23 protein-coding genes are annotated in these 25,168 nt (G+C 55.6%); 15 read left to right on the top strand and 8 right to left on the bottom strand.

Annotated features, from left to right (window positions below):
* The 6 genes from FD19_RS07840 to FD19_RS07865 all read left to right on the top strand — a co-directional run.
* A partial coding sequence (locus tag FD19_RS07840; RefSeq protein ID WP_156639680.1) for an LPXTG cell wall anchor domain-containing protein occupies positions 1-936 on the top strand: 936 nt, incomplete at its 5' end.
* Between the two features lie 254 nt (positions 937-1,190).
* On the top strand, positions 1,191-1,664 hold the full coding sequence (locus FD19_RS07845; RefSeq protein ID WP_056969640.1) for a PH domain-containing protein: 474 nt from the start codon (positions 1,191-1,193) through the stop codon (positions 1,662-1,664).
* Positions 1,654-3,123: a PH domain-containing protein gene (locus tag FD19_RS07850; RefSeq protein WP_056969642.1), complete on the top strand. Its 1,470-nt coding sequence runs from the start codon at positions 1,654-1,656 to the stop codon at positions 3,121-3,123. Before FD19_RS07845 ends, FD19_RS07850 begins: the two co-directional genes overlap by 11 nt.
* A 126-nt stretch (positions 3,124-3,249) precedes the next feature.
* Positions 3,250-3,735, top strand: a complete 486-nt coding sequence (locus FD19_RS07855) for an S-ribosylhomocysteine lyase (protein WP_054750683.1) — start codon at positions 3,250-3,252, stop codon at positions 3,733-3,735.
* 470 nt (positions 3,736-4,205) lie between these two features.
* Complete coding sequence (locus FD19_RS07860; protein ID WP_054750684.1) at positions 4,206-4,694, top strand: AP2 domain-containing protein; 489 nt, start codon at positions 4,206-4,208, stop codon at positions 4,692-4,694.
* 448 nt (positions 4,695-5,142) lie between these two features.
* Complete coding sequence (locus FD19_RS07865) at positions 5,143-5,700, top strand: alcohol dehydrogenase (RefSeq protein ID WP_225353536.1); 558 nt, start codon at positions 5,143-5,145, stop codon at positions 5,698-5,700.
* Between the two features lie 102 nt (positions 5,701-5,802).
* Here the strand turns inward: FD19_RS07865 and FD19_RS09760 are convergent, their stop codons facing one another.
* Both FD19_RS09760 and FD19_RS07870 read right to left on the bottom strand, forming a co-directional pair.
* The gene (locus FD19_RS09760) at positions 5,803-5,952 is read right to left on the bottom strand and encodes a hypothetical protein (protein WP_156639682.1); all 150 of its coding nucleotides are present in this window, start codon (positions 5,950-5,952) and stop codon (positions 5,803-5,805) included.
* A gap of 211 nt (positions 5,953-6,163) precedes the next feature.
* Positions 6,164-6,856 carry an N-acetylmannosamine-6-phosphate 2-epimerase gene (locus tag FD19_RS07870; RefSeq protein WP_054750686.1) on the bottom strand — a complete coding sequence of 231 codons (693 nt, stop codon included), beginning with the start codon at positions 6,854-6,856 and terminating at the stop codon, positions 6,164-6,166.
* Positions 6,857-7,363: 507 nt separating this feature from the next.
* On the opposite strand from FD19_RS07870, the gene FD19_RS07875 reads away from it, so the two are divergent.
* On the top strand, positions 7,364-8,077 hold the full coding sequence (locus FD19_RS07875; RefSeq protein WP_225353537.1) for an EAL domain-containing protein: 714 nt from the start codon (positions 7,364-7,366) through the stop codon (positions 8,075-8,077).
* A 63-nt stretch (positions 8,078-8,140) separates the two neighbouring features.
* Here the strand turns inward: FD19_RS07875 and FD19_RS07880 are convergent, their stop codons facing one another.
* From FD19_RS07880 to FD19_RS07890, 3 genes are all read right to left on the bottom strand, one after another.
* Positions 8,141-9,109 (bottom strand): aliphatic sulfonate ABC transporter substrate-binding protein, encoded by a 969-nt coding sequence (locus FD19_RS07880; protein ID WP_054750688.1) that lies wholly within the window; start codon positions 9,107-9,109, stop codon positions 8,141-8,143.
* Between the two features lie 109 nt (positions 9,110-9,218).
* Positions 9,219-10,754, bottom strand: coding sequence for an AMP-binding protein (locus tag FD19_RS07885; RefSeq protein WP_056969644.1), 1,536 nt, complete (start codon positions 10,752-10,754; stop codon positions 9,219-9,221).
* Positions 10,747-11,970: an acyltransferase gene (locus FD19_RS07890; RefSeq protein ID WP_235804148.1), complete on the bottom strand. Its 1,224-nt coding sequence runs from the start codon at positions 11,968-11,970 to the stop codon at positions 10,747-10,749. The genes FD19_RS07885 and FD19_RS07890 overlap by 8 nt, the downstream gene beginning before the upstream one ends.
* A 292-nt stretch (positions 11,971-12,262) precedes the next feature.
* On the opposite strand from FD19_RS07890, the gene FD19_RS07895 reads away from it, so the two are divergent.
* Positions 12,263-14,092: a heavy metal translocating P-type ATPase gene (locus tag FD19_RS07895; protein WP_056969649.1), complete on the top strand. Its 1,830-nt coding sequence runs from the start codon at positions 12,263-12,265 to the stop codon at positions 14,090-14,092.
* A 491-nt stretch (positions 14,093-14,583) separates the two neighbouring features.
* Here FD19_RS07895 and FD19_RS07900 read toward each other — a convergent pair whose 3' ends face one another.
* Positions 14,584-14,769: a hypothetical protein gene (locus tag FD19_RS07900; protein WP_054750689.1), complete on the bottom strand. Its 186-nt coding sequence runs from the start codon at positions 14,767-14,769 to the stop codon at positions 14,584-14,586.
* 182 nt (positions 14,770-14,951) lie between these two features.
* On the opposite strand from FD19_RS07900, the gene FD19_RS07905 reads away from it, so the two are divergent.
* Positions 14,952-15,758 (top strand): tyrosine-protein phosphatase, encoded by an 807-nt coding sequence (locus FD19_RS07905; protein WP_056969651.1) that lies wholly within the window; start codon positions 14,952-14,954, stop codon positions 15,756-15,758.
* Positions 15,759-15,820: 62 nt separating this feature from the next.
* Here the strand turns inward: FD19_RS07905 and FD19_RS07910 are convergent, their stop codons facing one another.
* Both FD19_RS07910 and FD19_RS07915 read right to left on the bottom strand, forming a co-directional pair.
* The gene (locus FD19_RS07910; protein WP_056969653.1) at positions 15,821-17,608 is read right to left on the bottom strand and encodes a glycerophosphoryl diester phosphodiesterase membrane domain-containing protein; all 1,788 of its coding nucleotides are present in this window, start codon (positions 17,606-17,608) and stop codon (positions 15,821-15,823) included.
* Positions 17,609-17,880: 272 nt separating this feature from the next.
* On the bottom strand, positions 17,881-18,417 hold the full coding sequence (locus FD19_RS07915; RefSeq protein ID WP_056969698.1) for a phenolic acid decarboxylase: 537 nt from the start codon (positions 18,415-18,417) through the stop codon (positions 17,881-17,883).
* A gap of 127 nt (positions 18,418-18,544) precedes the next feature.
* Between FD19_RS07915 and FD19_RS07920 the strand changes: the two genes are divergently transcribed.
* From FD19_RS07920 to FD19_RS09970, 6 genes are all read left to right on the top strand, one after another.
* Positions 18,545-19,093 carry a PadR family transcriptional regulator gene (locus FD19_RS07920; RefSeq protein WP_054750693.1) on the top strand — a complete coding sequence of 183 codons (549 nt, stop codon included), beginning with the start codon at positions 18,545-18,547 and terminating at the stop codon, positions 19,091-19,093.
* 164 nt (positions 19,094-19,257) lie between these two features.
* The gene (locus FD19_RS07925; protein WP_054750694.1) at positions 19,258-19,785 is read left to right on the top strand and encodes an O-acetyl-ADP-ribose deacetylase; all 528 of its coding nucleotides are present in this window, start codon (positions 19,258-19,260) and stop codon (positions 19,783-19,785) included.
* Between the two features lie 807 nt (positions 19,786-20,592).
* Complete coding sequence (locus tag FD19_RS07930; protein ID WP_056969655.1) at positions 20,593-21,801, top strand: metal-dependent hydrolase family protein; 1,209 nt, start codon at positions 20,593-20,595, stop codon at positions 21,799-21,801.
* A 71-nt stretch (positions 21,802-21,872) separates the two neighbouring features.
* Complete coding sequence (locus tag FD19_RS07935; protein ID WP_056969658.1) at positions 21,873-23,552, top strand: peptide ABC transporter substrate-binding protein; 1,680 nt, start codon at positions 21,873-21,875, stop codon at positions 23,550-23,552.
* Positions 23,553-23,778: 226 nt separating this feature from the next.
* Positions 23,779-24,816 carry a M20/M25/M40 family metallo-hydrolase gene (locus FD19_RS07940; RefSeq protein WP_338034390.1) on the top strand — a complete coding sequence of 346 codons (1,038 nt, stop codon included), beginning with the start codon at positions 23,779-23,781 and terminating at the stop codon, positions 24,814-24,816.
* Positions 24,817-24,846: 30 nt separating this feature from the next.
* Entirely contained in the window at positions 24,847-25,143 is a 297-nt protein-coding gene (locus FD19_RS09970; protein ID WP_338034391.1) for a M20/M25/M40 family metallo-hydrolase, read from the top strand.
* The last annotated feature ends 25 nt before the right edge of the window (positions 25,144-25,168 follow it).

The raw sequence follows: 25,168 nt of genomic DNA on the forward strand, positions 1-25,168 counted from the left end.
CACAGTCAGTCCAAGAGTGCTTCATTGAGCAGCTCCGAATCTACGTCAGAGGATAAGAGCGAATCTGAATCGGCAAGTCGTTCACTAAGTGAAAGCATTAGTAAGAACCCATCCGTGACGCCGTCACAATCGGCCTCCGCTTCCAAGAGTGCTAGTGAGAGTACCAGCAAGTCACTGTCTACTTCGATGAGTGCATCTACATCGACGCAGGCATCGCGGAGCCAGTCACTAAGTGCTTCACTGAGCGGCAGTCGTTCAGGTGAACACTCCGGTAGTCAGTCGTTGAGCCTATCACTGAGCGCAAGCCAGTCGAAGTTGACGTCGCAGAGCAAGTCGGCCGACAAGAGTCAGTCCACGAGCGTTTCAACTTCGCAGAGTACGGAGCAGTCACGGAGCACGTCACTGAGTGGGTCGGTTTCTGGCAGCCTGTCGAATTCCAAGGCTAATAGTCAGAGCAAGTCGGTCAGCGTTTCAAACTCGATTGAGACGTCGAAGTCCAAGTCCACTAGTGTTTCTGACAGTCTCAGCACCGTTCAGTCACGCAGCGCTTCGTTGAGCAAGTCTTCGTCCCGTTCTAAGTCCCTGTCGGTAGCGGCTAACCCGAAGCCAGCTAAGTCTCAACAGACTGGCACGACTGGTGGTCACCGTCTACCACAAACAGGTGGGACCTTGCCACAAACTGGCGGTAATGGCGTTTCAGTTGCAACCGGCACTGGTCACTATCTGCCACAGACTGGTGGTAATGGTATTGCGCTGGCCGCTGGCACGACTGGCAGTCACCGTCTACCAGGCACTGGTAGCACAGCCCACGGGCTACACACGTTACCACAAACTGGTGATAGTAATTCCGACCAGTTAGCGGCAATGGGGATCGAACTACTCAGCGTAATCGCTCTGTTGGGATTGATCTTACGTAGGAAGCACCAGGAAGATTAACAATCATCATCGCACCTCGGATGGTGAATAAATGAAAAGACACAACGGTCCATTTCGACCCTTTGACGAGGCGGATGGTCGTTGTGCCTTTTTTGTGTTGCCAAAAGCTGAACCTGTTAAAAATAATGTTTACTGGTGTGAACGAGTATAACTTTTTCCCCGGCTTTTGGTGTTATACTTTGAATAACATTAAAGCGGATGACTATTGAATAACACTGTGCGGAGACTTTACGGACTCTGGGGGAAGAAGAGCAATGCAAACAACACAACAATTACCGGCACAAATCAAGCGAATCTGGGCGCTGAGTGCCGTGGGGTCGTTATGCGCCGGTGTGGTGATTACGGCGGGTTTGGCGGTGGCAAATCACCTATGGTCGTGGCCGCTGTGGTTAGTGTGGGCCGCATTGGGCTTGACCGTGGCTGAATTTTTGGTGGAATTGGCGTTAGTTCCATACCGTTACCGGTTTTCAGAATATTCAATCACGGATAACGCGGTGGAGATCCAGTCGGGCTTCGTTATGCGTAAACGGATTGCCATCCCCATCGCCCGAATTCAGAACGTTACCCTGAAGGCAGGGCCACTGATGCACTGGCAACACCTAGAGCAGGTGGTGATTGCGACGGCCGCGACTACGCATGACATAGAGGGTGTGGAAACGGCGGTCGCCACGCACCTGCGTGAACTGATTATGGCGCGCGCAATGGAGGTACAAGACAATGACCTCTAAACCACGGCACCTGCATCCACTTGCCATGCTAGTTGATAGTATTCAGTTGCTGTGGATGCTGATTGTTTTAGTCTTCGTGGATTTGGTGAGTGATAACGCCGCGCGGGCCAGCCTAATCAACGGGGCCACGCGGTGGTTAGTCCTCGTGATTTTGGCGGTGGTGGCGGCACTCGCGCTATTTGTGGTGCTGCCGTATTGGCGTACTACCTATGAACTGTCCAATCAGGGCATTACCCTCAACCAAGGCGTTCTGCGCCGGCAGCACCGGCACGTCACGTACGCGCGCATCCAGACGGTGCAGCATCTACAATGGTTCTTCATGAAGCCGTTGCACTTGGAAAAGGTGCAGATTGAAACCGCCGCGCGTGGCGGGGGCTCGGGCGAGATTGTACTCACACTAGTGCCGATCGCCGTCGGCCAAGAAATTGAGGCCCGGCACCAGGCTGCGCGGGCCGCCAACCAAACGGCAAATATTGAGGTGCCGGTGGCTCAAGAGATGCCTACCACTCCGGCAGTGCGGGCAACCACCTACCAGCTGCCCATGGACGAGTTAATGCTCTTTGGCATCACGTCGTTGGGGTTCGTACCACTCCTGTTGCTGCTCATCGCGGTGGGGTCACGGGTCAGTGACTTTTTTCCGGGGCTAGTCGACTGGGCTTCCCGGTTGGTTACCCGGTTACCGGTTCTGGCAGTCATCGTCGTCGGGCTCCTCGCGCTGGTGGGCGGGATCATAATCGAGTTCGCACGCATCTTGATCCGTTACTGGGGCTTTACGCTCAGTTTTGACGGTCAGCAGCTGCATTCACGCAAAGGGTTACTGCAAACCAGTACCGTCACGGCGCATGCGCGGCGGATTCAAGCGGTGCGGTACAAACAAAATATTATCCGTCAGTGGCTACACGTGGGGACGGCCCAAGTGATTTTGGCGGCAAACGTGGCCAATAATGAGGATGACAAGGACATGGTCATTTACCCGCTAGCCCACCAGGACAAGGTGTGGATGTTGTTAAGTAAATACGTCAACTGGTTACCAGCCCCGTTACGCGCGCTCCACGTGGTGAGTACGGGATACTGGGCGTTAATTCGTAATGCGATGATTTTACCTGCTATCGTGGTGTTGCCCTGCCTAATTTGGCTACGGCCATGGGGGTGGTTCAGCCTGGCGCTGCTGGTTTGGGGTGGGGTGCAGGGACGTTACGCCGCCACGCGCCGTGGCTACGCCATTCAGGGCCACTTTGCGTGGTTACAAACTGGTCGGTGGTTTGAACGCGAGCTCCTGGTAGTACCGCGCATCCGCGTGCAGTCCCTCACGGTGCGGCAATCCTGGTGGATGGTGCGCACGGGGTTGGCACACGTGCGGGTGATTCTGCGACGGGGCGATGGCGATTACCAAGTGGATCTGCGCTACGTGCCGTTGGCAGTTGGTGACGCGTTGTATCGCTGGTATATCGGCAATTAAAGGCCCAATTAGTTGGACCCTGTGACAGTAAGCGGCATTGGCGGTAGAATAGTATTAATGATTCGCCGTAGTTGAGACGGTCAGCAATTTCCCGACTTTTCGGGGCAGAAAGGAAGCTTTTGATTTATGACTAAGCCACAGACAAAAGTAGAAAGTTTTCAGTTGGACCACACGGCGGTTAAGGCGCCTTATGTACGTTTGATTACCGTTGAGACCGGGAACAAGGGCGACAAGATCAGCAACTTTGACCTGCGCCTCGTTCAGCCAAACGAGAATGCCATTCCTACGGCCGGCCTGCACACCATCGAGCACTTGCTGGCAGGTTTGCTGCGTGACCGCATGGACGGTATCATTGACTGCTCACCATTCGGTTGCCGGACCGGTTTCCACCTGATTACTTGGGGTGAGCACTCCACCACCGAGGTCGCCAAGGCCTTGAAGAGCTCATTGGAACAGATTGCCAATGACATCAAGTGGGAAGACGTTCCGGGCACGGACATCAAGAGTTGTGGGAATTACCGTGACCACAGCCTGTTCTCCGCTAAGGAATGGTCCAAGAAGATTCTGTCCGAAGGTATCTCCGACGACCCATTCCAGCGTAACGTGATTTAATTATCCGGTCTACCAAGTAACGGGGTAGATTTAGCCAAAGCCGCAGTCTGACAGTGTAACGCTGTGTGGACTGCGGCTTTGTTATTGCCAGGGGAACATTAACATAAAATGTCAAAAAATGAGAATTTTGGCTAATGGTTGACCCGTAAGAAATTTTAAAAGTAATGGGCAAAAGGTGGTTCAAATACGGCTAACAAGTGTTATTATTATTGTTAATGAGGGCGACAGGCGCGCACCGTGTGTGGACGTCTGGACAGCTTACCCGTTTTGCCGGGTGAACCAAGTATGACGCGGGGCCCTGAGGTGTTTTGTGTACGCTTTTGCCTATATGATGCAGGCAAGCAGTGGTTATCGCCAGATAACAACTGCTGTTCGCGGTGGGGGTCGCGTGTACACAAAGCCGCGTCATACGTCTTCGGGGAAGTAGGTCACGGTCGAGGTAGCGTGCTGTGATTGAAAGGATGACGAAGATGAAACGAGTTGACATGACCGGACGCACCTTTGCCCGGTTAACCGTGTTGAAGTACGCTGGCAATGATCCGCACACTGGTAACGCCCAATGGCTGTGTCAGTGTGTCTGCGGCCGCCAGGTCGTTGTGGACGGTTACCGTTTACGCAAAGGGATGACTCGCAGTTGCGGTTGTTTACGTTCGGAGGTTGCGCGGCGCAGCATTATGCACAATGAAGCCACGCGCGCTCAAATGCAAACGAAAAACTGCACTGAAGATATTCGTTTCGGCATTATGATGACGCGTCGTCGTAGTAACCACAGCGGGGTTGTTGGCGTTTGTTACGACAAGAAGACCGATATGTGGGTAGCGCGGATGATGTACAAGGGTAAGTTGGTATTGAACCAACGTTCCAAGGACTTCGACACCGCGCGGCGTGCACGAATGGCTGCTGAAATTGAGTACCTGGGGCGGACGCAAAGCGACGCTCTCGAGCAGGCTATTAGCTAATCACAGCACCACACCATTGCGGTGATGATATTTACAATTTGGGGAACGGGTATGATGATGGTCCGCTACTGCACGTGAACGTGTAGTGGCGGACCATTTTGCGTGGTTAGTAGTGTAAGTCATGGTGTGCTTGTTGCAAGCGTACCCGCATGCCGGATGTGTGAAATAGGATAGTACCTGTGACGGTGTCAAGACTGTTTTTTACATTTTTTGTATATGCTCGGTAAATGCGTGGTGACGGAGTTCGTGGAATTGCCAGGCGTTATTTACCTGTAACATAAGCGGGGAAGTAGTGGAAACACGATACTGTCCGTGGCATAATTAGGATAAGGCGGTGAACCAGTCTGGGGGGATTGGTCATTGCTAGTCGTCGGTCGTTTTCAGTACAGCTTGGGGGCTGTACGGGGCCGAGCAACAATACTAGTAACAACAAACGGGAGTGAGTTTATTGACAAGAATTGATTTGACCGGTCAGCGGTTTGGGCGCTTAACGGTGTTCGAATTTGCGAGTCGTAACCCATTGAATGGTAATGCTAACTGGCTATGCCGCTGTGATTGCGGGAACGAAGTGATCGTTGATGGTTACCGGTTGCGGAAGGGCCAAACGCAAAGCTGCGGTTGCTACCGGGCTGAGGTTTCGCGTAAGAACATCCTGTCTCAGGAGAAGACGCGGGCCCAGATGGTCAAGCACCACATCAGCGAGAAGGCGCACGTGGACGGGATGACCGTTTTGCGGAGTACCAACAGCAGTGGCGTGGTGGGCGTCAGCTTTGACAAGCAGTCTTCCAAGTGGGTTGCCCGGATGATGTATGAGGGGCGCCTCGTGCTCAACGAGCAGTTCCACAGTTTTGAGGCTGCATGCAACGCGCGGTTTGCGGCGGAAGAGCGCTACATTGGCCCTGAGAAACTCAACAAGGCGCGTCAGGCCCAGATGATTAAGCTAGCACGGCGGCAGAGCCGTGGCAGTCGGGCCAAGACCAAGCAGGCCGTGGCTGTCGGCAAATAGCCTTAGATTAAACAGATCAAACAAAAAGTGTGGGACGCTGGTCCCACACTTTTTTAATACAATCACGGATTACACTCCGCTTACTAGCACTGGTCGGTGCCGTTACCGGCGTCCTGCCGCACCGCCGTTGACTGCCACCATCAGGAAGGCAATGCCAACGGCGACTGCGATTACGCCAAAGCCGGCGTTGATGAACCCGAGTACAACAAACTTGGTGAGGCCGGCAACAATCTGGTAAATACCGACCCCCATCAGGCATAACCCCAGGAGACCAAGCGTCACAAAAGCCCACGCGTGCATGTTCAATTTATTCACCCCACATGAAGAACCGCGTTGCGCAACTGGATAGCTAGCGCGGCTTTACTGTAGGCAAAGTATGCGCTTACAACCATCCGCATTTCATTCTAACGCAACGGGTCGGCGCGGTGCAACTTACCCAGCGGTGACGTGGCACTAGTCACGCCTAGGCGTGCATTCCTGCAACAAACCGCTGCGTGATCTCCATGGGACGGGTAATGGCGCCACCGACCACGACGGCCAGCGCGCCCACCTCGAGCATACGTTGGGCTTGTTCTGGCTGCTGGACGTGGCCTTCCGCGATGGTCGGCACCCCGGCGGCCGCTAGGCGTTGCACGAGGTCAAACGGTGGAACGGGGATATCCTTGCTGGCCTCAGTGTAGCCACACAGGGTGGTTCCCACGTAATCGCACCCAGCAGTACGCGCCGCGATGCCTTCATCGTAGGTGGCGATGTCAGCCATCAGAAGCTGGTCGGGATACTTGGCTTTGATCGCATGGACAAAGTCGCGGACGCTTTGGCCGTCATGACGCGGCCGGTCAGTGCAGTCGAGCGCAATTACAGCGACATGGGTAGCATGCAGTTCGTCGACCTCCCGCATGGTAGCGGTGATGTAGGGTGCTTCTGGCGGGTAATCCCGCTTGATGATGCCAATAATGGGCAGGTGGACGACTGCCTGGATCTGCTGAATATCGCGGACGGTATTGGCGCGGATGCCGGCTGCCCCGCCCCGGGCAGCGGCCCGGGCCATTAGTGGCATGACGCCACCCTGGGACGTATACAGCGGTTCATCCGGTAGGGCTTGGCAAGACACGATGAGGCGCCCGCCAACAGCCGCGTCAAATTCTTCATGTTTCATGGTCAATTAACCTCCACTGGGTCTAAACCACTCAGCGTACTGGCGGTTTGGACCAATCACTATACTTACAGCATAGCTAACGGGTTGGCCGTAGTAAACCCTTTCATATTGTACTGACCTGAGATTGCAGGACGTGGAGGCGGGTTTTGCCAGCAGTAAAAATTTATCTTGCGGGCCAGCGCGTCGTGGCGGCGTTGCGTGGTTGGGGGTGTGGCGTGCATGTTAGTGAGACGGTAAGCTGTAGTTGTGCCTGTTTTCCCCCAATGAAGCAGGCCGCCCCTGATCCCCAATAGGCGCCGCGCATGATTCCGTGCGTGGCGTTTTGTGGAGATAAAGGCTAATTTAGCCTGGGGTGTAAGTGCCCTACGCGGTAACGTTTGCGGGGCGCAACTCGTTTTGAAATCAACGGGGCCTGGATCCGTAGCTGTTCAACACATTTACTACCTAACTTTATGGGCACCACCAGTTACAGCCATGAATGTGCAAGTATGGGTAGTTAGTGGCATAATGAAATTATTAGCAATTACAATGAGGACTGGTCTGACGCAGATGACGCGCTTTACTTATTTTGCTCAACCCATTGAAAACATCGCCACCAAGCGGGTGATTCTCTATGAATTATTGTTGCGTGAGTGGGACGAAAAACGTTCCGCGTGGCGAGTTCCGTCCAGCTTTGAATTACCTCCCAGCCAGGTGGTGCAACTACTCGCGGAGGCCGTGAAGGAGCTTGATAACCACCACGTTTCGATTAACCTGACGCGGGCGCAGTTTGCCGATGAAAACATGATGCACCAGTTGACCAACTTTGTGCGCCAATACTTGTCACCACGGCAACTTACCGTTGAGCTCGTGGAGTGTCCCGATTTGGAGGTGCTCAAACGGCTGAGCGCGGGCTACCGCAGTGCCGGCGTCCTGTTGGCCATTGATGATGTGGGGTCGGACAACCAGTTTAAGCAGGTGCAGCACCTGCTGCCGTACGTCAATACGATCAAGTTTGCCCTCCAGAACATGCGGAAGCGGGGTGAGCAGCCATCTCCCGAGTGCATCGCCGCCCTCAAGTTCTGGTTTGACCAGGCAGAGGAGCAGCAAATGCTGTTTACCTTTGAGGGTATCGAGACGCCTGCAGACGTGGCGTTAGCGCAACGCTTTCGCATTACTCGTGGCCAGGGATATTACTTTTCTCGGCCCCATGACCCCCAAGAGTTTCATGTGAGTGCTTAATCCAGTCCAGTGCACCAAAAGGCCGCAACTACCAGCGTTGGTAGTTGCGGCCTTTGTTATGCATCAATTACTGTTGTTGACCTTCTTAATGGTGATCTGTTTCTTGGTTACGCCCTGTTCATAGAAGAGGTTGGCAATTGACTGCTCCTCCTTAATTTCGGACTTCGTCACACTACCCATGGCGTAGCTACGCCGGTTGACCATTTTGGCCACGATGGAACGCTTGAGCTTCAGGGCTTTGACCATGAGGGTGATGAGCTTGCTCTTGTGGTTGTTGGCCCACGTCATGTCCTGACCGAGGTACTTCACGACTAACTTGTTGACATCGGTGTGTTCTTGGGCGTAAGCACTGGAAATTAGGTAGTCCCGGTTGTTAACGTTCAGCTGTTGACCGTTGACCAGCATCCGGGCGCCATAGTTGATTTCCGCCTGGGCGGTGTACGGATCCCAGTTGGCCCAGGCGTCGATCTTACCCTTGGCAAAGGCGACGGAGGCCGCCGACTGCGACATATCCTTTAACTTCACGTCGCTCGTTGACAGGCCGGCTTTCTTAATGGCCTTGAGCACCATGTACTGGGAGCTGGTGTTGGAGGTGTACGCAATCGTTTTGCCCTTGAGTTGCTTGAGGCTGGTGATACCGGAGTTTTTGCCCACCACGATGCCACTACCGTTAGCCTTGGAGGACCCCGCCGCAACGAGCGTGACCTTGTGGCCCTGGGAGATGGCGGAGACGGGTGGGGTATCACCCACCCGGGCGTAATCGATGGTGCCAGAACTCATAGCTTCCATTTCCGCCGCCCCGTTTTGGAATTCCTTGAACACGATTTTGTAGCCCTTGGCCTTCATCTTGCGCTTGAAGTCACCGTGGATACGGGCCACGTCGACCGGGTCACCCGCCTGGTAGCCGATCGTAATGGTCTCAAGTGTGCCACTTTTACCGTCGCTCCGGGTGAGGTTCCAGCCCCAGAAAGCAAAGCCGACGACGAAAACTAGGAATATTGTCATTAAGGTGCGGTGCAAAATGCGTTTCATGTATTTACCTCATTTAGTGACCTGTGGACGAAGGTACGCCTTGCAGTCACGGTGTTACCAGTGACCACTATGTAGTGGCCTGCCCGTACTGATTACGGGCAAGCAGGGACTATTTACCGACCGGTTGGCTAGCGGCCAGGGCTTCTAGCTGGCTGGCCAGCTTAGGCCGCATAATCTTGCCGGTAGGGTTCTTCGGGAAACTATCGACAAAGTAGATTTGGGTCGGCCGCTCAAACTTGGCCAGGTGGGCGGCGGTATATTCCTGAATGGCTTGCTGGTGCTGGGCGTGGACGGTGGGATCATCACTGCCATCATTGATGGCGGCGGCGACGGCTTGACCGTAGATCGCGTCTTTGACCCCCACAACAGCACAAGCCTTGACAAAGTTGAGGTCATACAGCGTGTTTTCGACCTTGGTCGGACTGACCTTCTCGCCGCCACGGTTAATGACGTACTTTGCGCGGCCTTCTAGCCACAGGTAACCATCAGCGTCAAAGTAGCCGAGGTCACCAGTCAGCAACCACCCGTGCATGAATTCATCGGGCTTGTGGTCCAGATAGTCGGTGATCACGTGGTCGCCATGAATGACGATTTGGCCGTGCACTCCGGCTTTGGTGGTAAAGTGGTCACCTTCCACGATGGCGACGTCGGTTTTATACGGTTTACCGGCGGAGCCCATCTTGACCGCACCAATTGGGTTTAAGGTACACTGGCTAGTCGATTCGGTCATGCCGTAACCCTCAAGGATGGGCACGTGAAACTTGCTGACGAAGGCTTTATGCCGGTTGATGGTCAACATCGCGGAAGCGCAGCGGACAAACCGCAACTTGTGTTCCGGCCGGTATGCCTTCAGGGCGTTTTCGTTTTGCAGGAGGATGGTGATGATGGTCGGGACGACGGACGTCCAGGTAACGTCGTTGTTCAGCACCTCCGGCCAGAACCGGCGAGCGGAGAACTTTGGCGCCACCACAATTCGGCCGTCAGATAGGAAGGTCGACAACATGATGACTTCCTGGGCGTTAATGTGGAACATCGGCATCACGATCAGGACGGTATCGTCCCGGGTCATCTGGTGACTTTCCAGGTCGTTGTGGGCGGCTTTCCACATCATGTAGTGGTTCAAACCGACCCGCTTGGGCTTGCCCGTGGTACCCGAAGTGTTGAGGATCATGCCCAGCGTCTCGTCGGTTGGTGCAGCGTGACTGGCGGGCGTAGTGTGTTTGGTGTTGCGAATCAATACCAGGTCGGGGAACATCTTCAGCGTGGTCAGGTGCGTGGCGGCGGTGCCGGGCGCACCTTTGAACGCCGCAGCGCGCTCGGGGTTCAGCAGGACGGCGGCGTATTGCGATTCTTCAAAGTCGTTGACCAGCTCAGCGTGGCCCGTGGTGGGGGCGACGGGGTGTGCAGTGGCGCCCATGTGCCAGAGTGCGTGGTTGATGGGAACGTAGACGGGTGAGTTGTCAAGGCTCATAAAGACAACGTCGTCACGACCAACATTGGCGGCGCGCAGGGCGTCCGTGAGCACGTTGATGTCGTGCTGCAGGTCCCGGCCGGTAAACCAGGTATCACTGGCCTCGTCCTTGATGATGGCCCGGTCCAGGTTGGCCTGGAGGTGACTGGTAAGTTCGTCGGTTAATTTAGTCATTTGCAGTGGCCTCTTTTCTAAAGAGTTTGCGATAAGTTTGTTTTAGTGAGAAGTTCGGGCGGCCAATTAGGATTCCGAATGGTGGCACCTTGTAGCAGAAGTACGATAGGAGCCAAGTACTGCCGAGGGCAAAGATGTAGGCGAACGGAATCGCCGCAATCAGTTGCCAGTCGGTGAGGTTCAGGACGTCAAGGATGCCAATCAGTCCGGTTAGCGCTACCGATTGTAGCAGGTAGACCCCAAAACTGATCTTCGACGACAGGCTGACAAAGTTGCTGAACCACCGCCAGTGCGGCAGGGTGCGGCGCTTAGCATATTCCAGGGAGACCAGGAACGTGGTGATGACCATGAAGCTGGAGTAGACCCCGAGGTATGGCTGATGAATCAGTTCAACGTAGTGCCGGTCGAGCTTGAGGATAAACATGTTGAAGTAGAACAGGCCAAAGGTCCCGACGGCCAGCAACGCAGTGATGCTGTAAATCCACTTAGCACGACTTTGCAGAAACTCGACCACCTGTTTGTAGTGAATGGCCGTGATGGCGCCGCCGAGGAAGTAGAATTGGTAGGAGCCGATAAAGTTGCCATAGTTAGCGAACATGTACGGCCAGCCGGCGTGGCTGATGTACGGAAAGACGTACTTGGCCCACGCCAGGAAGGCCAGCTGAATCCCGCCAGAAATGACGAGCAGGATGAGATGGTTGCGTAACGAGCCCAGCTTGTGGAGGAACCAGACCAGAATGGGAAAAATCAGGTACAGTTGGAACATAACTAATAGGTAGTACATGTAGAACTGGTCGGCGTGCAGGACCGCGTCGATCCACTGGTGGAACCACGAACTAGGCGTGATGGCGGCACCAGTGACCCAGGCGGTGTCGAGGAGGAAGACCCCGTTCCAGACCAGGTAGGGGATACCGGACCCTTTGTACCGCTTATACCAGAATTGTGGCCAGTTGCGGTTCTTATTGTAATGGCCCAAAAACAGCACCAACCCGCTGACGAACATGAAGCCCATCCGGGTAAAGTGCAGAATTAAGTGGGTCCCCAGCATGATGTACCAGGGTCCCGATTGGGCGGTCATGGGCGTCGTGACCGTACTAGTTGCGTGGTTTGCTAGAACCCCAAAGATGAAAATGACGCGCATCAGGTCAACCTCATAGAGGTAGACCCGCTTCTTCTTTGGGGGCTGGCTTGCTGTTTGTGTTGTCGAATTCGCCACCTAGAAAAACCTCCCGATAGTGCTGATATAGTGTGTGTACTGCTGCGTGCCGTCAGGTCAGCACGCCAGATAATTGTGTCAACAGATATTAATTATATATTGTATTCTGAAAATGTGTCGAAATTTTGACCTCATTACGAAAAAAAGGGCAGTGATACCCGGCTATCAGTATCCGCCGCTAACGCTGTACCGATGGGTGTTAGCGCCACGGTTGACTGAGTCTGCACGAGCTTGTAAAATAAGAGTAGTAATTAAACGCATTATAACAAGTTATGGGGAAGGGGCGAGTAACATGCGCGTATTCCGTACCTATTGGCGTTTGTGGTTTGTTTTGGTGGTGGCCGTGGTGGCGGCCGTCGCCGAGTGGGGCTTGGGTCAGCCGTTGGTGGCGGCCACGGTCATCAACGTGGCGGGACTGGCGTTAGCGGCCCTGATGTTTTGGGACATGGTACAAACGCTACGTTCTGGGAAATTTGGCGTGGACTTGTTGGCCATCACGGCCGTGGTGGCTACCGTGGCGGTTGGTGAGTACTGGGCGGCTCTGATCGTACTGCTCATGCTAACTGGTGGTGACGCGTTGGAGGACTACGCCGCGCACAAAGCGAACTCGGAGCTTCGTGAATTGCTCGCGCACACGCCGACCATGGCGCACCGGCAGGAAGCCGGCCAGTTAGTCGACGTGGCCGCGGCGGACGTCCGGGTGGACGACGTCATCGTTGTCCGTCCGGGAGAAGTGGTCCCGGTGGACGGATGTGTTGTCTCCGGCGAGTCACTAGTAGATGAGGCCAACATTACCGGTGAATCGCGCCCCGTAGCTAAGGCGGCGGGTTCCCCATTAATGTCGGAGACCGTCAACGGGGATGCTGCGTTGACGGTGACCGTAACCAAAACCGCGGCGGACAGTCAGTACCAAAGCATTGTGCGGTTAGTTCAGGATGCAGCCAGTCAGCAGGCCCCCTTTGTGCGGCTGGCCGACCGATACGCGGTACCGTTTACGTTGCTGGCGTACTTGATCGCGGGGGTGGCCTGGTACGTGGCTGGGGACCCGGTGCGCTTTGCCGAGGTGCTGGTGGTAGCGTCACCGTGCCCATTGATTCTGGCGGCACCAATCGCGCTGGTCTCAGGGATGAGTCGGACTAGCCGTGAAGGCATCATCGTCAAGTCCGGAGCGGCCTTGGAAAAACTAGCGGCCGCCCGGACTGTGGCTTTTGATAAGACCGGGACGGTGACGCGTGGGGACCTGCGCGTGGTCAGCGTCGAGCCGGCCGTCACGGATGTGGATAAAGCGACGTTGCTGGCCTGGGCGGCTGCGGCCGAGCAGCACTCAGGGCATATCCTGGCGCGGGCGTTAGTGACCGCGGTGGCAGACCAGTCCTTGTTGCTGGCGACGGACGTGGCGGAAACGACGGGTCACGGGGTGACGGCGACCGTCGCGGGGCAAACCGTGGCGGTCGGCCAAGCCGCCTTTGTGCACGCGAGCAACGTCAGTGACCAAACGGCCGTCTACGTGGCGGTGGATGGCCGCTACGTGGGTCGCATCCTCTTTGCGGATACCATTCGTGCCGAGTCCCCAGCCACAATGCGGCGCTTGCACGCGTTGGGTGTGCAGCACTTATTGATGATTTCTGGTGACCGGCAAGCTACGGCGGACGCCGTAGCGGATCAGGCTGGCATCGACACGGTATACGCCGAGCAGCTACCAGCAGACAAAATTGCCGTGCTGAAGAACGTGCCTAAGGAGCAACACCCGGTCATCATGGTTGGTGATGGGGTGAACGATGCGCCGTCGCTCGCCGTGGCCGACGTCGGCATCGCGATGGGCGCACGTGGCGCCACGGCGGCCAGTGAGTCGGCAGACGTGGTGTTGCTACATGATGACCTGAGCCAGGTCGCCACTAGCATTCTGATTGCGCGGGATACGATGGTCATCGCCCGGCAGGCGGTGCTGATCGGAATTGGTATTTGTACAGCGCTGATGTTGGTGGCCAGTACCGGGGTGATTCCGGCGATTATTGGTGCAATGTTCCAGGAAGTGGTCGACACGGTCACCATCCTCTACGCGTTGCGAGCCCGTCACGGTCGGCGGACGGTCGATGCGCATGTGGTGGAGAAGCGAGCGTAGGTTTTGATGTGGTTGTTGCATTCATGAACAACGGTTGTTCACGGTTTATGAACAGATGCTGACAATAACGGCTAAAAGGTGGGTTTTTTGTGCACAAACCGTTGCACTTTGCCTAAAAACGGGTCATAATGTTCATGGTTGATGTGTGTGAGCTGCTGCTGAGCGCCGGTTCGCACATGGGTGGGCAAAAACCTACATATAACGGCTCGTTCGCGATGTTGACGCGGCGGGCCGTTGTCATTTTTTCAGGACAAAAAGTAGTGCGACAAACCGGAGGGCTTGCAGCACTACTTTTTTATTTTCAATTAATACTAGGCCAGGTCACCGTGGTTTGAGCCGGGACCCATGGCCCGGGGTTACCAACGGCACAATAAAGTTCGGTGCGGTTACCCGTTAATTGGCCGGACTGCTTTTCTTCATTTGCCGGGGGCTTTTCAAAAAAACTTGTCGGTCATAATCCAAGGCGAATCGAGTAGAACGGATTAAAGGCCTTATTTAACCATAAAATTGGCAATCAACGCCCCCACGAGGGCGCTGACGGCCGCCGCGATGATGGTGAGGACGATCTCTAGCCACCCGGAGTAGCCGAAATGCTCAAAGGTCATGTACGCGCCAAAGACGCCCAGAAAGGTGACGATACTCAAAATGGTGGAACGCTGCTGTTGCCGGGGTTGCATGGTAGTCCTCCTCATTGGTTACGAGCTTCTACATCATACCCTCATTTTCACGGATGGGGCGGAGTACGTAAAGCGATTGCGTTGGGTATGGCGGTGATGTAAAACTAAGTCACAGGTGGAGATAATTGCACACGCTTTCACGTCACCACAAAATATGCTACAGTTTTCTCGAGGTGATGACATTGACAGTAGCAACCGCCCCACAGCGGGCAATTGATATCCTAGGTTTGGAACACGTCGTGAACACGCGGACCTACCACCATCTACGGACGACCAGTGGCCGGTACCTGCGGCCGCACAAAATTATTCGCGGTGGGCGGCTCACTGAGGCGACCACGCATGATGTGCAACAATTGGAGGCGTTAGACGTTACCGCCGTGGTGGATCTACGCCTACCTAACGAGGCGGGTCAGAACCCCGACGTCAAGTTGTCGGGGGTGCAGTACGTTGCCGCCCCATTGTTTGTTGGCGACCTGAAAATGGAGTCGGATGCCTTGCGGGATTACGTGATCCACCATGAGGACGGGCCAGAGCACATTCGTCGCGGGTACCAGGACCTGGTGGCCAAGCCCGAATTGCAGGAATCGTTACGCCAATTTTTAGTCACGGCTGTCAACACGCCCGGTGCGGTGATGTTCCACTGTTCCGCCGGTAAGGACCGTACCGGTACCGCTGCGGCTTTGCTACTCGGTGCGCTCGGCGTTCCGCGGGACGTGATTCGCCGAGACTACTTGCTGTCCAACCACGAACAGGCGGCAGTCATTAACCAGACATTGGTGGCATTTGCCCAGATGGGGGCGACCCGGCGGATGCTGCAAGACATGCGGGACATGACCGGGGTTCGGGTTGATTATCTCGACACGGCATTGGACTGGGTCGACCAGCATTACGGCAACGTGCGTAATTATGTGGGTGAGCTACTGGGTAACGGTGCGGCCGGCCTGGCCGCATTGGATCATGCTTACCTAGAAGATGAAGCCAATAATTAAACGTTATTCAATCAAGGCGGCGAATCACACCAATGAGGATGCGATGCGCCGCCCTTTTGCGTTCAGTCGACTTCACTTTGTGCGGCCACGTCGTCCAGCGAGTTACTGAAAAACTGCATGCGCTCCGCGTATGACGGGTGGTCATTGTGGGTGCGGATGGTCCGTTGCAACATGCGCAGGTGGTCGGTAATGATGCCGTCAGCGCCGATGAACAGCATTTGCTCCATACTGTCGGCGTCATTAACCGTCCAGGCCCAAACGGCTTGGTGGTGGTTATGCGCACCGTCTACGAAGCTATCATCGAGGGTCGTTTCCTCTAGGGTGTAGGCGTTGGCGTCGGTTTGCTGCAGGACTAGGGCGTACGGCAGGATGAAACTGACGTAGAGGTGCGGAACCCGGCGCCGTAGCGTGGTCACCACGTGGTAATTCAGGGAGTGCACCCGGTCGTGGTGGGCGATGAGCGTATGGGCGTAGCGGTGGATAAAGCGGGTCAGCATGCCACGACTGTCGTGGCTGGTTGTTTTGATTTCCACAATGAGCTTTTGCCCCCGAGCGTCGGCCGCCGCGAGGTAGCTGTCGAGACTGGCCAAATGGGCGTGGTGGCCGTGTTCGTGCACGACAATCCGCTGTAGTTGTTTCAGGGTGAGCTGCTTGGGTGTCTTGTTAATCCCAGCTAGGGTACGCAGATTTTCGTCGTGGAGAACGACAAACTGGTCGTCCTTAGTTTCGTGAACGTCGATCTCAATGTAATCGGGGTGTTCCCGCGCGGTACGCCGCATGGCGGGGATGGTGTTTTGGACGCCATTGTTACCGTCGACCCCGCGGTGGGAGATGGTCAGCGGGTGGTCGGCCGCCGCTCCTTTGAGGTAGACCGCGTTGAAGGCTACCAAGCCCACTAGCGCTCCGGTGACGACCAGGCCCGCAGTCACCAGGGTGCCACGCCGGTAGTGCGGCTGGATACGGGGCAGAACGGGACGGGTAAGTGCGCGCGGTTCAAGCAGAAACAGCAAGCAAGCCGTGCTGCCCATCGCGCCCAAGATGACTTTGCCAACCACCATCAGGGTCATGGTGACAATAGCGGCGGGGTACGCAAACGCGTAGGAATCGCAGAGCTGTTGGATACCGATCCAGGCCTCCGACCACACATACGCGATGGCCCAGACGGTCACGCCGAGTAACGTGGCGCGGACAAAGTAGAACCACCAGTGACCACGGGTAGCGCGCCAACTCTGGCGGGCGGCGGCACGCAGGTGCTGTTGGCCAAGAATGGCGAGTGGCAGGACGCGTAGCCAACGGACGGCGAGGTAGGTCATGATTATGTACAGCAGGCCGACCAGTGCGGCTAGGGGCGGCCGTTCGAGCAGCCACGCAGTGATGAAAATCGGTACGCGAACTTTGGCCAGCAGGCTGGAACCGACGATCAGGCCCGCAGCGGGGATGACAATCAGGCAGTAGGGGGCAAAGAAAAAGAGTGAGGTCCAGCGCAAATGGCGCAGGCTCCCCCAAACGCTTTGCCATAATCCCCGCCAGCCGTGGCCATCGTGCCGGTGGATGCGGTCGACGCCGATCAGGAGCACGGCAAACTGCAGGTAGATCAATACCAGAACGCTGATACCAATTGCCAGTAACCCCACGGTGACGGCCGGATGTTGCAGGGCCACCTGTGGGGCGTTGGTCAACGTCAGGTAGGGCACGCCCCCAGTGACTAGTACTGCCCGGGTGAGCCACCGCAAGATGGGGATGACGAGCAGGCTGAGGAGGACCCCTACCATGTTGATCAGCACGAAGTAACTGACCCAGTGCGCCCAGAATTCGCGGAGGACGGCCGTAATGTAACGCCAAGAATGCATATGTATATCTCCCATCTTGAATACCTAACTATTCTAGCATTGATAACGACGGTTATGGCCTTGGCGATGCAACGCGCTGTCTCCGGTCTGTCACGGGGCTGGGAATAGCCACCGGTGTCGGGCGGCAAGTAATGGTCTTGGCGTCAAAAAAAGCCACGAAGATGCTGTCTTCGTGGTTTTTCCCTGCTGATGTGGGTGTTAACCGGTGTTGTACTCTGCTCCCACTGGGGGGATGGTCTTGGGGTCGCAACTGGGGCGCCACTCACAACGGATTACTTGCTCAGTCGCTTGTAGTTGTCGTCGTAAAACTTACCGGCGCGAATATCGTCAGTCATACCCGCGTAAGGGGCCTCGTTGATGACATCGGTGTTGTTTTGACCGGCATCGCCAATGTAAGTGATTTGGGCAAATTCGGGTACGACCAGCTTGGGGTACGTCTCGTACTTTTCGCGGGCTGCTTCCATCAGGTCAATGTGTTCGTTTTGGTACGTGACCGTGATTTCTGGGTGATCCTGAACCCACTTAGGGAAGAAGATCGTGCCGTTGATCCGGTGGTCGTTGGGCATAAAGTCGAGGGCAACGTCGGTCCCGGTTGGCTCCGTCCAGGCAATCTTGTAAATGCCGGGTACCAGCATCACGATGTTGGCTTCCTGACCCGTGACCCAGCGGCCGGCAACCATGCCGCCATGGATCCGGTAGTCAACGGTGTGGTCATTGTGGGCGTACCATTCGTATTCCCAACCGTTGTCGTAGGTGTAGATAAAGTAGGTGCCCAGGAAATCATCGAGGGTGGCGAACTTTTTGTTCATGTCATTGTGTGCTGTCATTATCGTTACTCCTAATCCAGTATTTTTAAACGTGTAAATATTTACATGTTTTTATCAACTTGATTAATATATACTGGAGGGCAAAGGAAGTCAAGCGGAGGACGCGTACATGGCACAACGAAATACTTTGCAGTACATCATCTTGGGGTTGCTGAGCCAAGCACCCCGCACGGGCTACGAGTTGACCCAAGATTTTGCCCACGAAATTGGTGAGTTTTGGCAGGCGCAGCACAGCCAAATCTACCCGTTGTTGGGCAAGATGGAGGCCCAGGGGCTCATTGCACATACGGTTGAGGTGACGGGCACCAAGCTGGAGAAGAAGCGGTACCGTAACACTGCGGAGGGACAGGCAGTGCTCACGGCATGGGTGGGGTCGCCAACGCCCACCATGGCGACGACCAAGGATGAATTTGTCCTCAAGCTTTACTTTGTGCAACGGGCGGATGATACCCGGCTACCGGGGATGATCAAAGAGCAGCTGAGAATTCACCGCGAGTGGCTGCAGCACCTGGAGGCACGCCGACAGCTACTGTTTGCCGACCCGGACGCAGCCAGTCAACAATTTGGTCACTACCTGATCTTAGACCACGCCTTGACGCGGGAACGCCAATACGTGCAGTGGTTGGAAGAACAATTAGCGCGGTTACCGCATAATTAAGTGTTGTTATGGATTCGGGTCAGCAATCGCCACATAATAGCTGTGGCACTTTGGTACAGACCGCAAAATGACAATCGTTACGGCTGAGTTACAAAGCACGCAAAGCGCTTGGCACCCCCTACTGCAGGCGTTATTATAAATTTAACAATAAAGGGGGTGCAGCCATGAAAATCAATGTTAGTGTGATCCGCGGCGATATTACTAAGAGCCGCAGTGACGCCATCGTGAACGCAGCCAACCCATCGCTGCTGGGCGGTGGTGGTGTGGATGGTGCCATTCACCGTGCGGCTGGACCCCGTTTACAGGCGGCGTGCCGGCGGTTGAACGGGTGTATGGTCGGTGAGGCTAAAATCACACCCGGGTTTGATCTGCGGGCGGCGTACGTGGTCCACACTGCGGGGCCTGTCTGGCAGGGTGGCGGTTACGGTGAAAGTGAGTTGCTGGCGAATAGCTACCGCAATAGTCTACTGGTGGCGGACGCGCACCGGTGCCGGACGGTCGACTTTCCGTCGATCAGTACGGGTGTGTATGGCTTTCCGCTGGTCAAAGCGGCGCCAGTGGCCGTGCGGACGTTAATGGCTACCATGCGCACGTGTCAGTACGTGCGGCGGGTACGTATCGTCGCGTTTGATGCGCACACGTACGAAACGTTTGCGGCGGCCATTGCGGCCAACGCGGAAATGGCAGTGTAGAACCAGCATGGATCAATACCAACAAGTCGTACTCCAATCGGGGGGTGCGATTTTTTAGTGGCTAATTAGTCTAACGAGCGTAATTAATTAGGGCAAGCTTTAACCACCAATTGCGCTATTGAATAGCAATTGATCACTTACATTTTATCTTTTTGTACGTTATATTAAGACAAAATGTGAAAAAGGTGTTGACGACCCTCATTGTTTTGCTATATGCTAATCCCATCCTCGAGGACGAGGAAAATCTTCCACAGTGAAAGGGGCAATTGATTATGACTAAGATCAACCAGATTAGCATCATTATTATTCCGGCGATTATTAGCATTAACGTTGTCCCACACGCTGATGCAGTTAATGAATAATCGTTAGTGGCGGTTTTATGGGACGCCGCCACGACGCTAACGGTTATTCTCCGGGTGGCTGACACCCGGTGCAGTGGGTACGCCCAACACGTACCCGTGGAGGAATAACCATGATGAACCAAAACGTTGAACGCCTAGAAGCAATCCAAATACCCGCAATTACCATGATCGCAAAGGTGATTATTACACCGATTGCAGTCATTCGTTAGTTGCGGGTTTTATTGTCGGCACGAGTGCCGGTGATGAAATAACGCGGATATAGCTGAACTAGGCCGACTCGACGTCAAATAGTGATACGAGCCGGCGCTCTGCACACTGAAATTGGTGGTGGGGCGCCATTTTTCATACCCGTAAACGCCTCAACGTGGGGGATTAGCCGGATAATCGGACCACGACACATATAGTAGTGACCACCATACAAACTTTGAAAGTGAGGAAAAATAACATGACAACAACACTGTATACGCACTTGGCACTTTTTGATGGGGAACACGATGGCTTTACGCCGGATAGCTGGCTGACGGTGGACGACGCGACGGGCAAAGTTGCCGCTACCGGTACGGGCACGGCGCCGACTGCCGATACTACGGTGGATTGCGACGGCCAGTACGTGATGCCGGGGATGATGAACTGCCATGTGCATTTGGGTAGTAACGCCCACCAGTTGGCTGCGAGTGAACGGAGTGAAGCCGAGACCACGTTGCTGGCCCTGCAAAACCTCAAGGACCTGCTTGAATCCGGGGTTACGTACGTCCGTAACCTGTCGACGGATTACGACGTGGACGTCAAGCTACGGAACGCGCAAGCAGAATACGGTTTCCCAGCGCCGCACGTGGTGGCTTCCGGCCGGGCCATGAGTGCGACGGGTGGTCACGGCGACAGCCCACACCACACCGGCAACGAGTCGTACTTGGTGGATTCGCCGGATGAGATGCGTCACGCGGTGCGCCAGGCCTTCAAGAACGGTGCCGATGTGATCAAAATCATGGCAACTGGCGGGGTTATGTCGGTCGCTGACAGCCCGCTGGACGCGGAGTTCACCAAGGAGGAGATGGCGGTTGCGACCCGGGAGGCCCATGCCCGCCGGCGCAAGGTTGCAGCCCACGCGCAGGGCACGTCTGGGATCCGGTTGGCTTTGGAAGCTGGCGTGGATTCAATTGAACACGGCATCTTCCTTGATGAAGAGGAAGCCGAGTTCATGAAGGACCACCAGGTGTACTTAGTCCCGACGTTGAACGCAGTCGAGGGCATCGTAGAACACGGTGCGGGTAAGATCCCGGACTACATGGTGCGCAAGGCGAGCGACTTTGCTCAGGCGTTCTTCAAGAACATGAAGATGGCGGTCAAGGCCGGCGTACCGTTCGCCACGGGGACCGACGCGGGAACGCCGTTCAACGACTTTGCCACCGGGTACTGGGATGAGCTGCACCTGCTGGTACACAAAGTGGGGATGGCCCCGCAGGACGTACTGTACGCGGCGACGCGCAACTCGGCCGATTTGTTAGGGGTCAGCGACGAGTACGGTGCCTTGACGGCCGGCAAGTACGCTGACTTCCTGGTATTGCGGGAGAACCCGCTAGACGATGTGGATGCGGTCCGGCAGGCGGATAAGCAGGTTTACCAAGGAGGCAAGAGGGTGTATCCCCGCGGGTAACCGCAGCACGGTGACATATTAGTCAGTTAACTAATTGGGTTAATACAAACAGTCCATGGGAGGATCTAATTATGAAGACAGTGAATCGTCACAAGGGGAGTTGGCCGGCAAGAGTCGGCTTGTTGGCAGCAACGGCAGCGTCAGTACTGCTGTTAGCTGCCTGTGGCAATAGCAAAGCTAGTGCATCCGCCACCAAGGCCATCACGGTATCCATTCCGAGCCAGCTAGAAACGCTGGACGGGGCGCAGGCGGCCGATACTTCCAGCGGTGAAGTGTTGACCAACGTTGAGGAAGGCTTGGTAGTGATGGGCAAGCACAACAAACTGCAGCCCGGCATCGCTAAATCTTGGACCAAATCCGCAGATGGGTTGACCTACACCTTTGAACTGCGCCACGACGCCAAGTGGGCGGACGGCAAGCCGTTGAACGCCCACGACTTTGTTTATTCCTGGCGCCGGAACGTTGATCCTAAGACCAAAGCGGTCAACGCGTACCGCTACTCCGGTATCAAGAATGCGGACGCCATTAATAGTGGTAAACAGGACCCGTCGACCCTGGGTGTCCAGGCTGATGGTGACTACAAGTTGGTCGTACACCTGGAACACCCAATGGCCACGTTCCTGTCGATGATGCCGAACGCCGAATTTTTGCCGGCCGAACGTAGCGTGGTCACGAAGTACGGCAGTAAGTACGGCACCAACGCCGCCAAGACTGGGTATGATGGCCCGTACACGCTGAAGAGTTGGAACGGGACCAACGATTCCTGGACGCTGGTGAAGAACAATAAGTATTGGAATAAAAAGAACGTGCACCTGGACAAAGTTACATACCAGGTAGTTAAGACCACGTCAACTGGCTTAAATATGTTTGAGTCGGGCCAGCTGGACCAAACCGAATTATCTGGGGATGAGGTCAAAAATGAAAAAAACGACAAGTCATTCAAGCAGGTCCTTTCTGGGGTGGGCACCTACGTGGTCACTAATGAAAAGGCGCCAAGTAACGATACCTTGAAGCGGGCCTTCAACAACGTGGATATTCGCAAGGCGCTGTCGTTATCAATCGACCGGAAGACGTTCACGCAGAACACGTTGGCCGATGGCTCGCAACCGGCACTCGGCTTTGTTTCCCGCGACCTGGGGCAGAACCCGAAGACCGGCACCGACTTTGCTCAGGAAGCCTACGTCAAAAATGACCCGGCCAACAGCGGGGTAAGTTACAACCGGAAGTTGGCACAGCAGTACTGGGCTAAGGGGCTCAAAGAGTTGGGGCTGAACGGTCTCAGCTTCAACCTGACCGTGGATGAGGATGACCAGTGGGACCAGATTTCCCAGTACCTGCAGGAAGCCTGGACGAAGAACCTGAAGGGTTTGAAGGTCACGGTGAAGAAGGTACCTAAGGCGACGCGGGTCAAGGACCTGTTGGGCAATGACTTTGATGTTATTCTGACGAGCTGGAGTCCCGACTACGATCCGACAACGTTCTTGGACATGATGGTCACGGGTAATTCCTACAACTTCGGTGGTTGGAGCAATTCTGAGTACGACAGCCTGATGAACACGGTCCACACGACGGCCAACGAGACCGAGCGGTGGAACGATATGGTCAAGGCGGAGAAGTTGTTAATGAAGGAACAAGGGGTCATCCCACTGTACCAGAACGCGACAAACTACCTGCGGAACACGAAGCTGACCGGCATGGTTGATAATGCGGCCGGCGGCAACCCAGGATGGCGTGGGGTCGATTTGAAGTAGAGAGCGGAGCCCCGCGGGTAAAAGCGCTAGCATAAGGCAGGCTCGCCGAAAGGCCCTGGTTTGGCCTTGGGGGGGGGCATGCCTTATGCGGTAGCTTTTGCGGGGTGCAGCTCGTTTTGACTAGAGAGCGGAGCCCCGCGGGTAAAAGCGCTAGCGTAAGCGGCCTTTGCCCGCACCAGTCCACGCCAAGTACCCTGTACACAAGCATGCAAGGAGGATTAACGTTATGGCAAATACAGAATCAGCAACCAGTACCGAACGGGCCACCGTTGAACAGTTTGCCCGTGATTACTTTGACCATTTGGCACCGTACGTGCGCTTGGAGAGTGTCTCCGCGCAGCACCGCGGCATTCAGGAGACCGCCAATTGGCTGCAACACACCTTCCGCGAGTTGGGTGCCAGTTACGTAACGCAGTGGGATGAGCTGGGCGGCAACCCCGTCGTCTTTGCCCAGTTCCAGGGGGCGTCAGACCACACGATGTTGTTCTACAACCACTACGATGTTCAACCGCCGGAACCCCTCGACGAATGGCACACCGAGCCGTTTGAACCAACCTTCCAGGATGATGGTACCGTGCGGGCCCGGGGGATTGGGGATGACAAAGGTGAACTGATGTGCCGGTTGACGGCCGTACGTTACTTGCAGGATCACGGTGGGCTGCCATGTAACCTTAAATTCGTGGTTGAAGGTGAAGAAGAAGTGGGCTCAGGCCACTTTGCCGACTATGTGCAGCACCACGCGGCGGATTTGGCCGCTGATGTCTGCGTTTGGGAAGGCGGCAGTAAGAACGGGCAGGAACACTTCACCGTGACTGGTGGGGTCAAAGGTATTTTGGCGTTCGACCTCAGCGTGCGGACGGCGGATGTGGACTTGCACTCATCGCTCGGTGCTTACGTTGATAACGCGGCGTGGCGGTTGATCGACGCGTTGCACTCGCTGCGGACGCCCGACCGACGCTTAGCTGTCGATGGGTACTATGATTTGGTCGCACCCATGTCTGCGGCGACCAAGCAGGCGGTTGACCGGATGGACTTTGACGCGGATGGCTTGCGCCAGCGGGCGGGGTTACGGCAACCATACCTACGTGACGACCCTAAGCTGGCGAGCGTGAACGAACCGTCCCTGACCGTGAATGGTTTTAATGCCGGCTATACCGGGGATGGGGTGAAGACCGTCATCCCACGAGAAGCCCACGCCAAGTTAGATTGCCGGCTGGCCCAGGGACAGACTCCGCAGGCCTGCTTTGACCTCATCCGGGCATAGCTCGACCGGAATGGATTCAAAGATGTCGAGATGACTTTTAAGTTGGGGGAGGATCCGTTCCGTTCCGACCTGGAGAATCCATTCTTCCAGGCAGCCACCAACGTCGCCAAGTCGGTGTACGGCGCTGACAACGTACGGGTTGTGCCCAACTCCGCTGGTGGCGGGCCCCAAGCACCCGTAGCCGACACGCTGCATGTGCCAATTGTATCGGTTGGCTGCGGTTACTATGGTAGCGGGGCCCACGCGCCAAACGAAAGCCTGCGTGTCCGTGACTACCAGGAAGGTGCCTGGTACATGGTGGCGTTGATGCGGCAAGTGGGAGCATAATGGCCGCGTGTGGATTGCCCGACTG

It is taken from the genome of Lacticaseibacillus thailandensis DSM 22698 = JCM 13996, assembly GCF_001436135.1.
In the GTDB taxonomy this organism is placed as follows: Bacteria; Bacillota; Bacilli; order Lactobacillales; family Lactobacillaceae; genus Lacticaseibacillus; species Lacticaseibacillus thailandensis.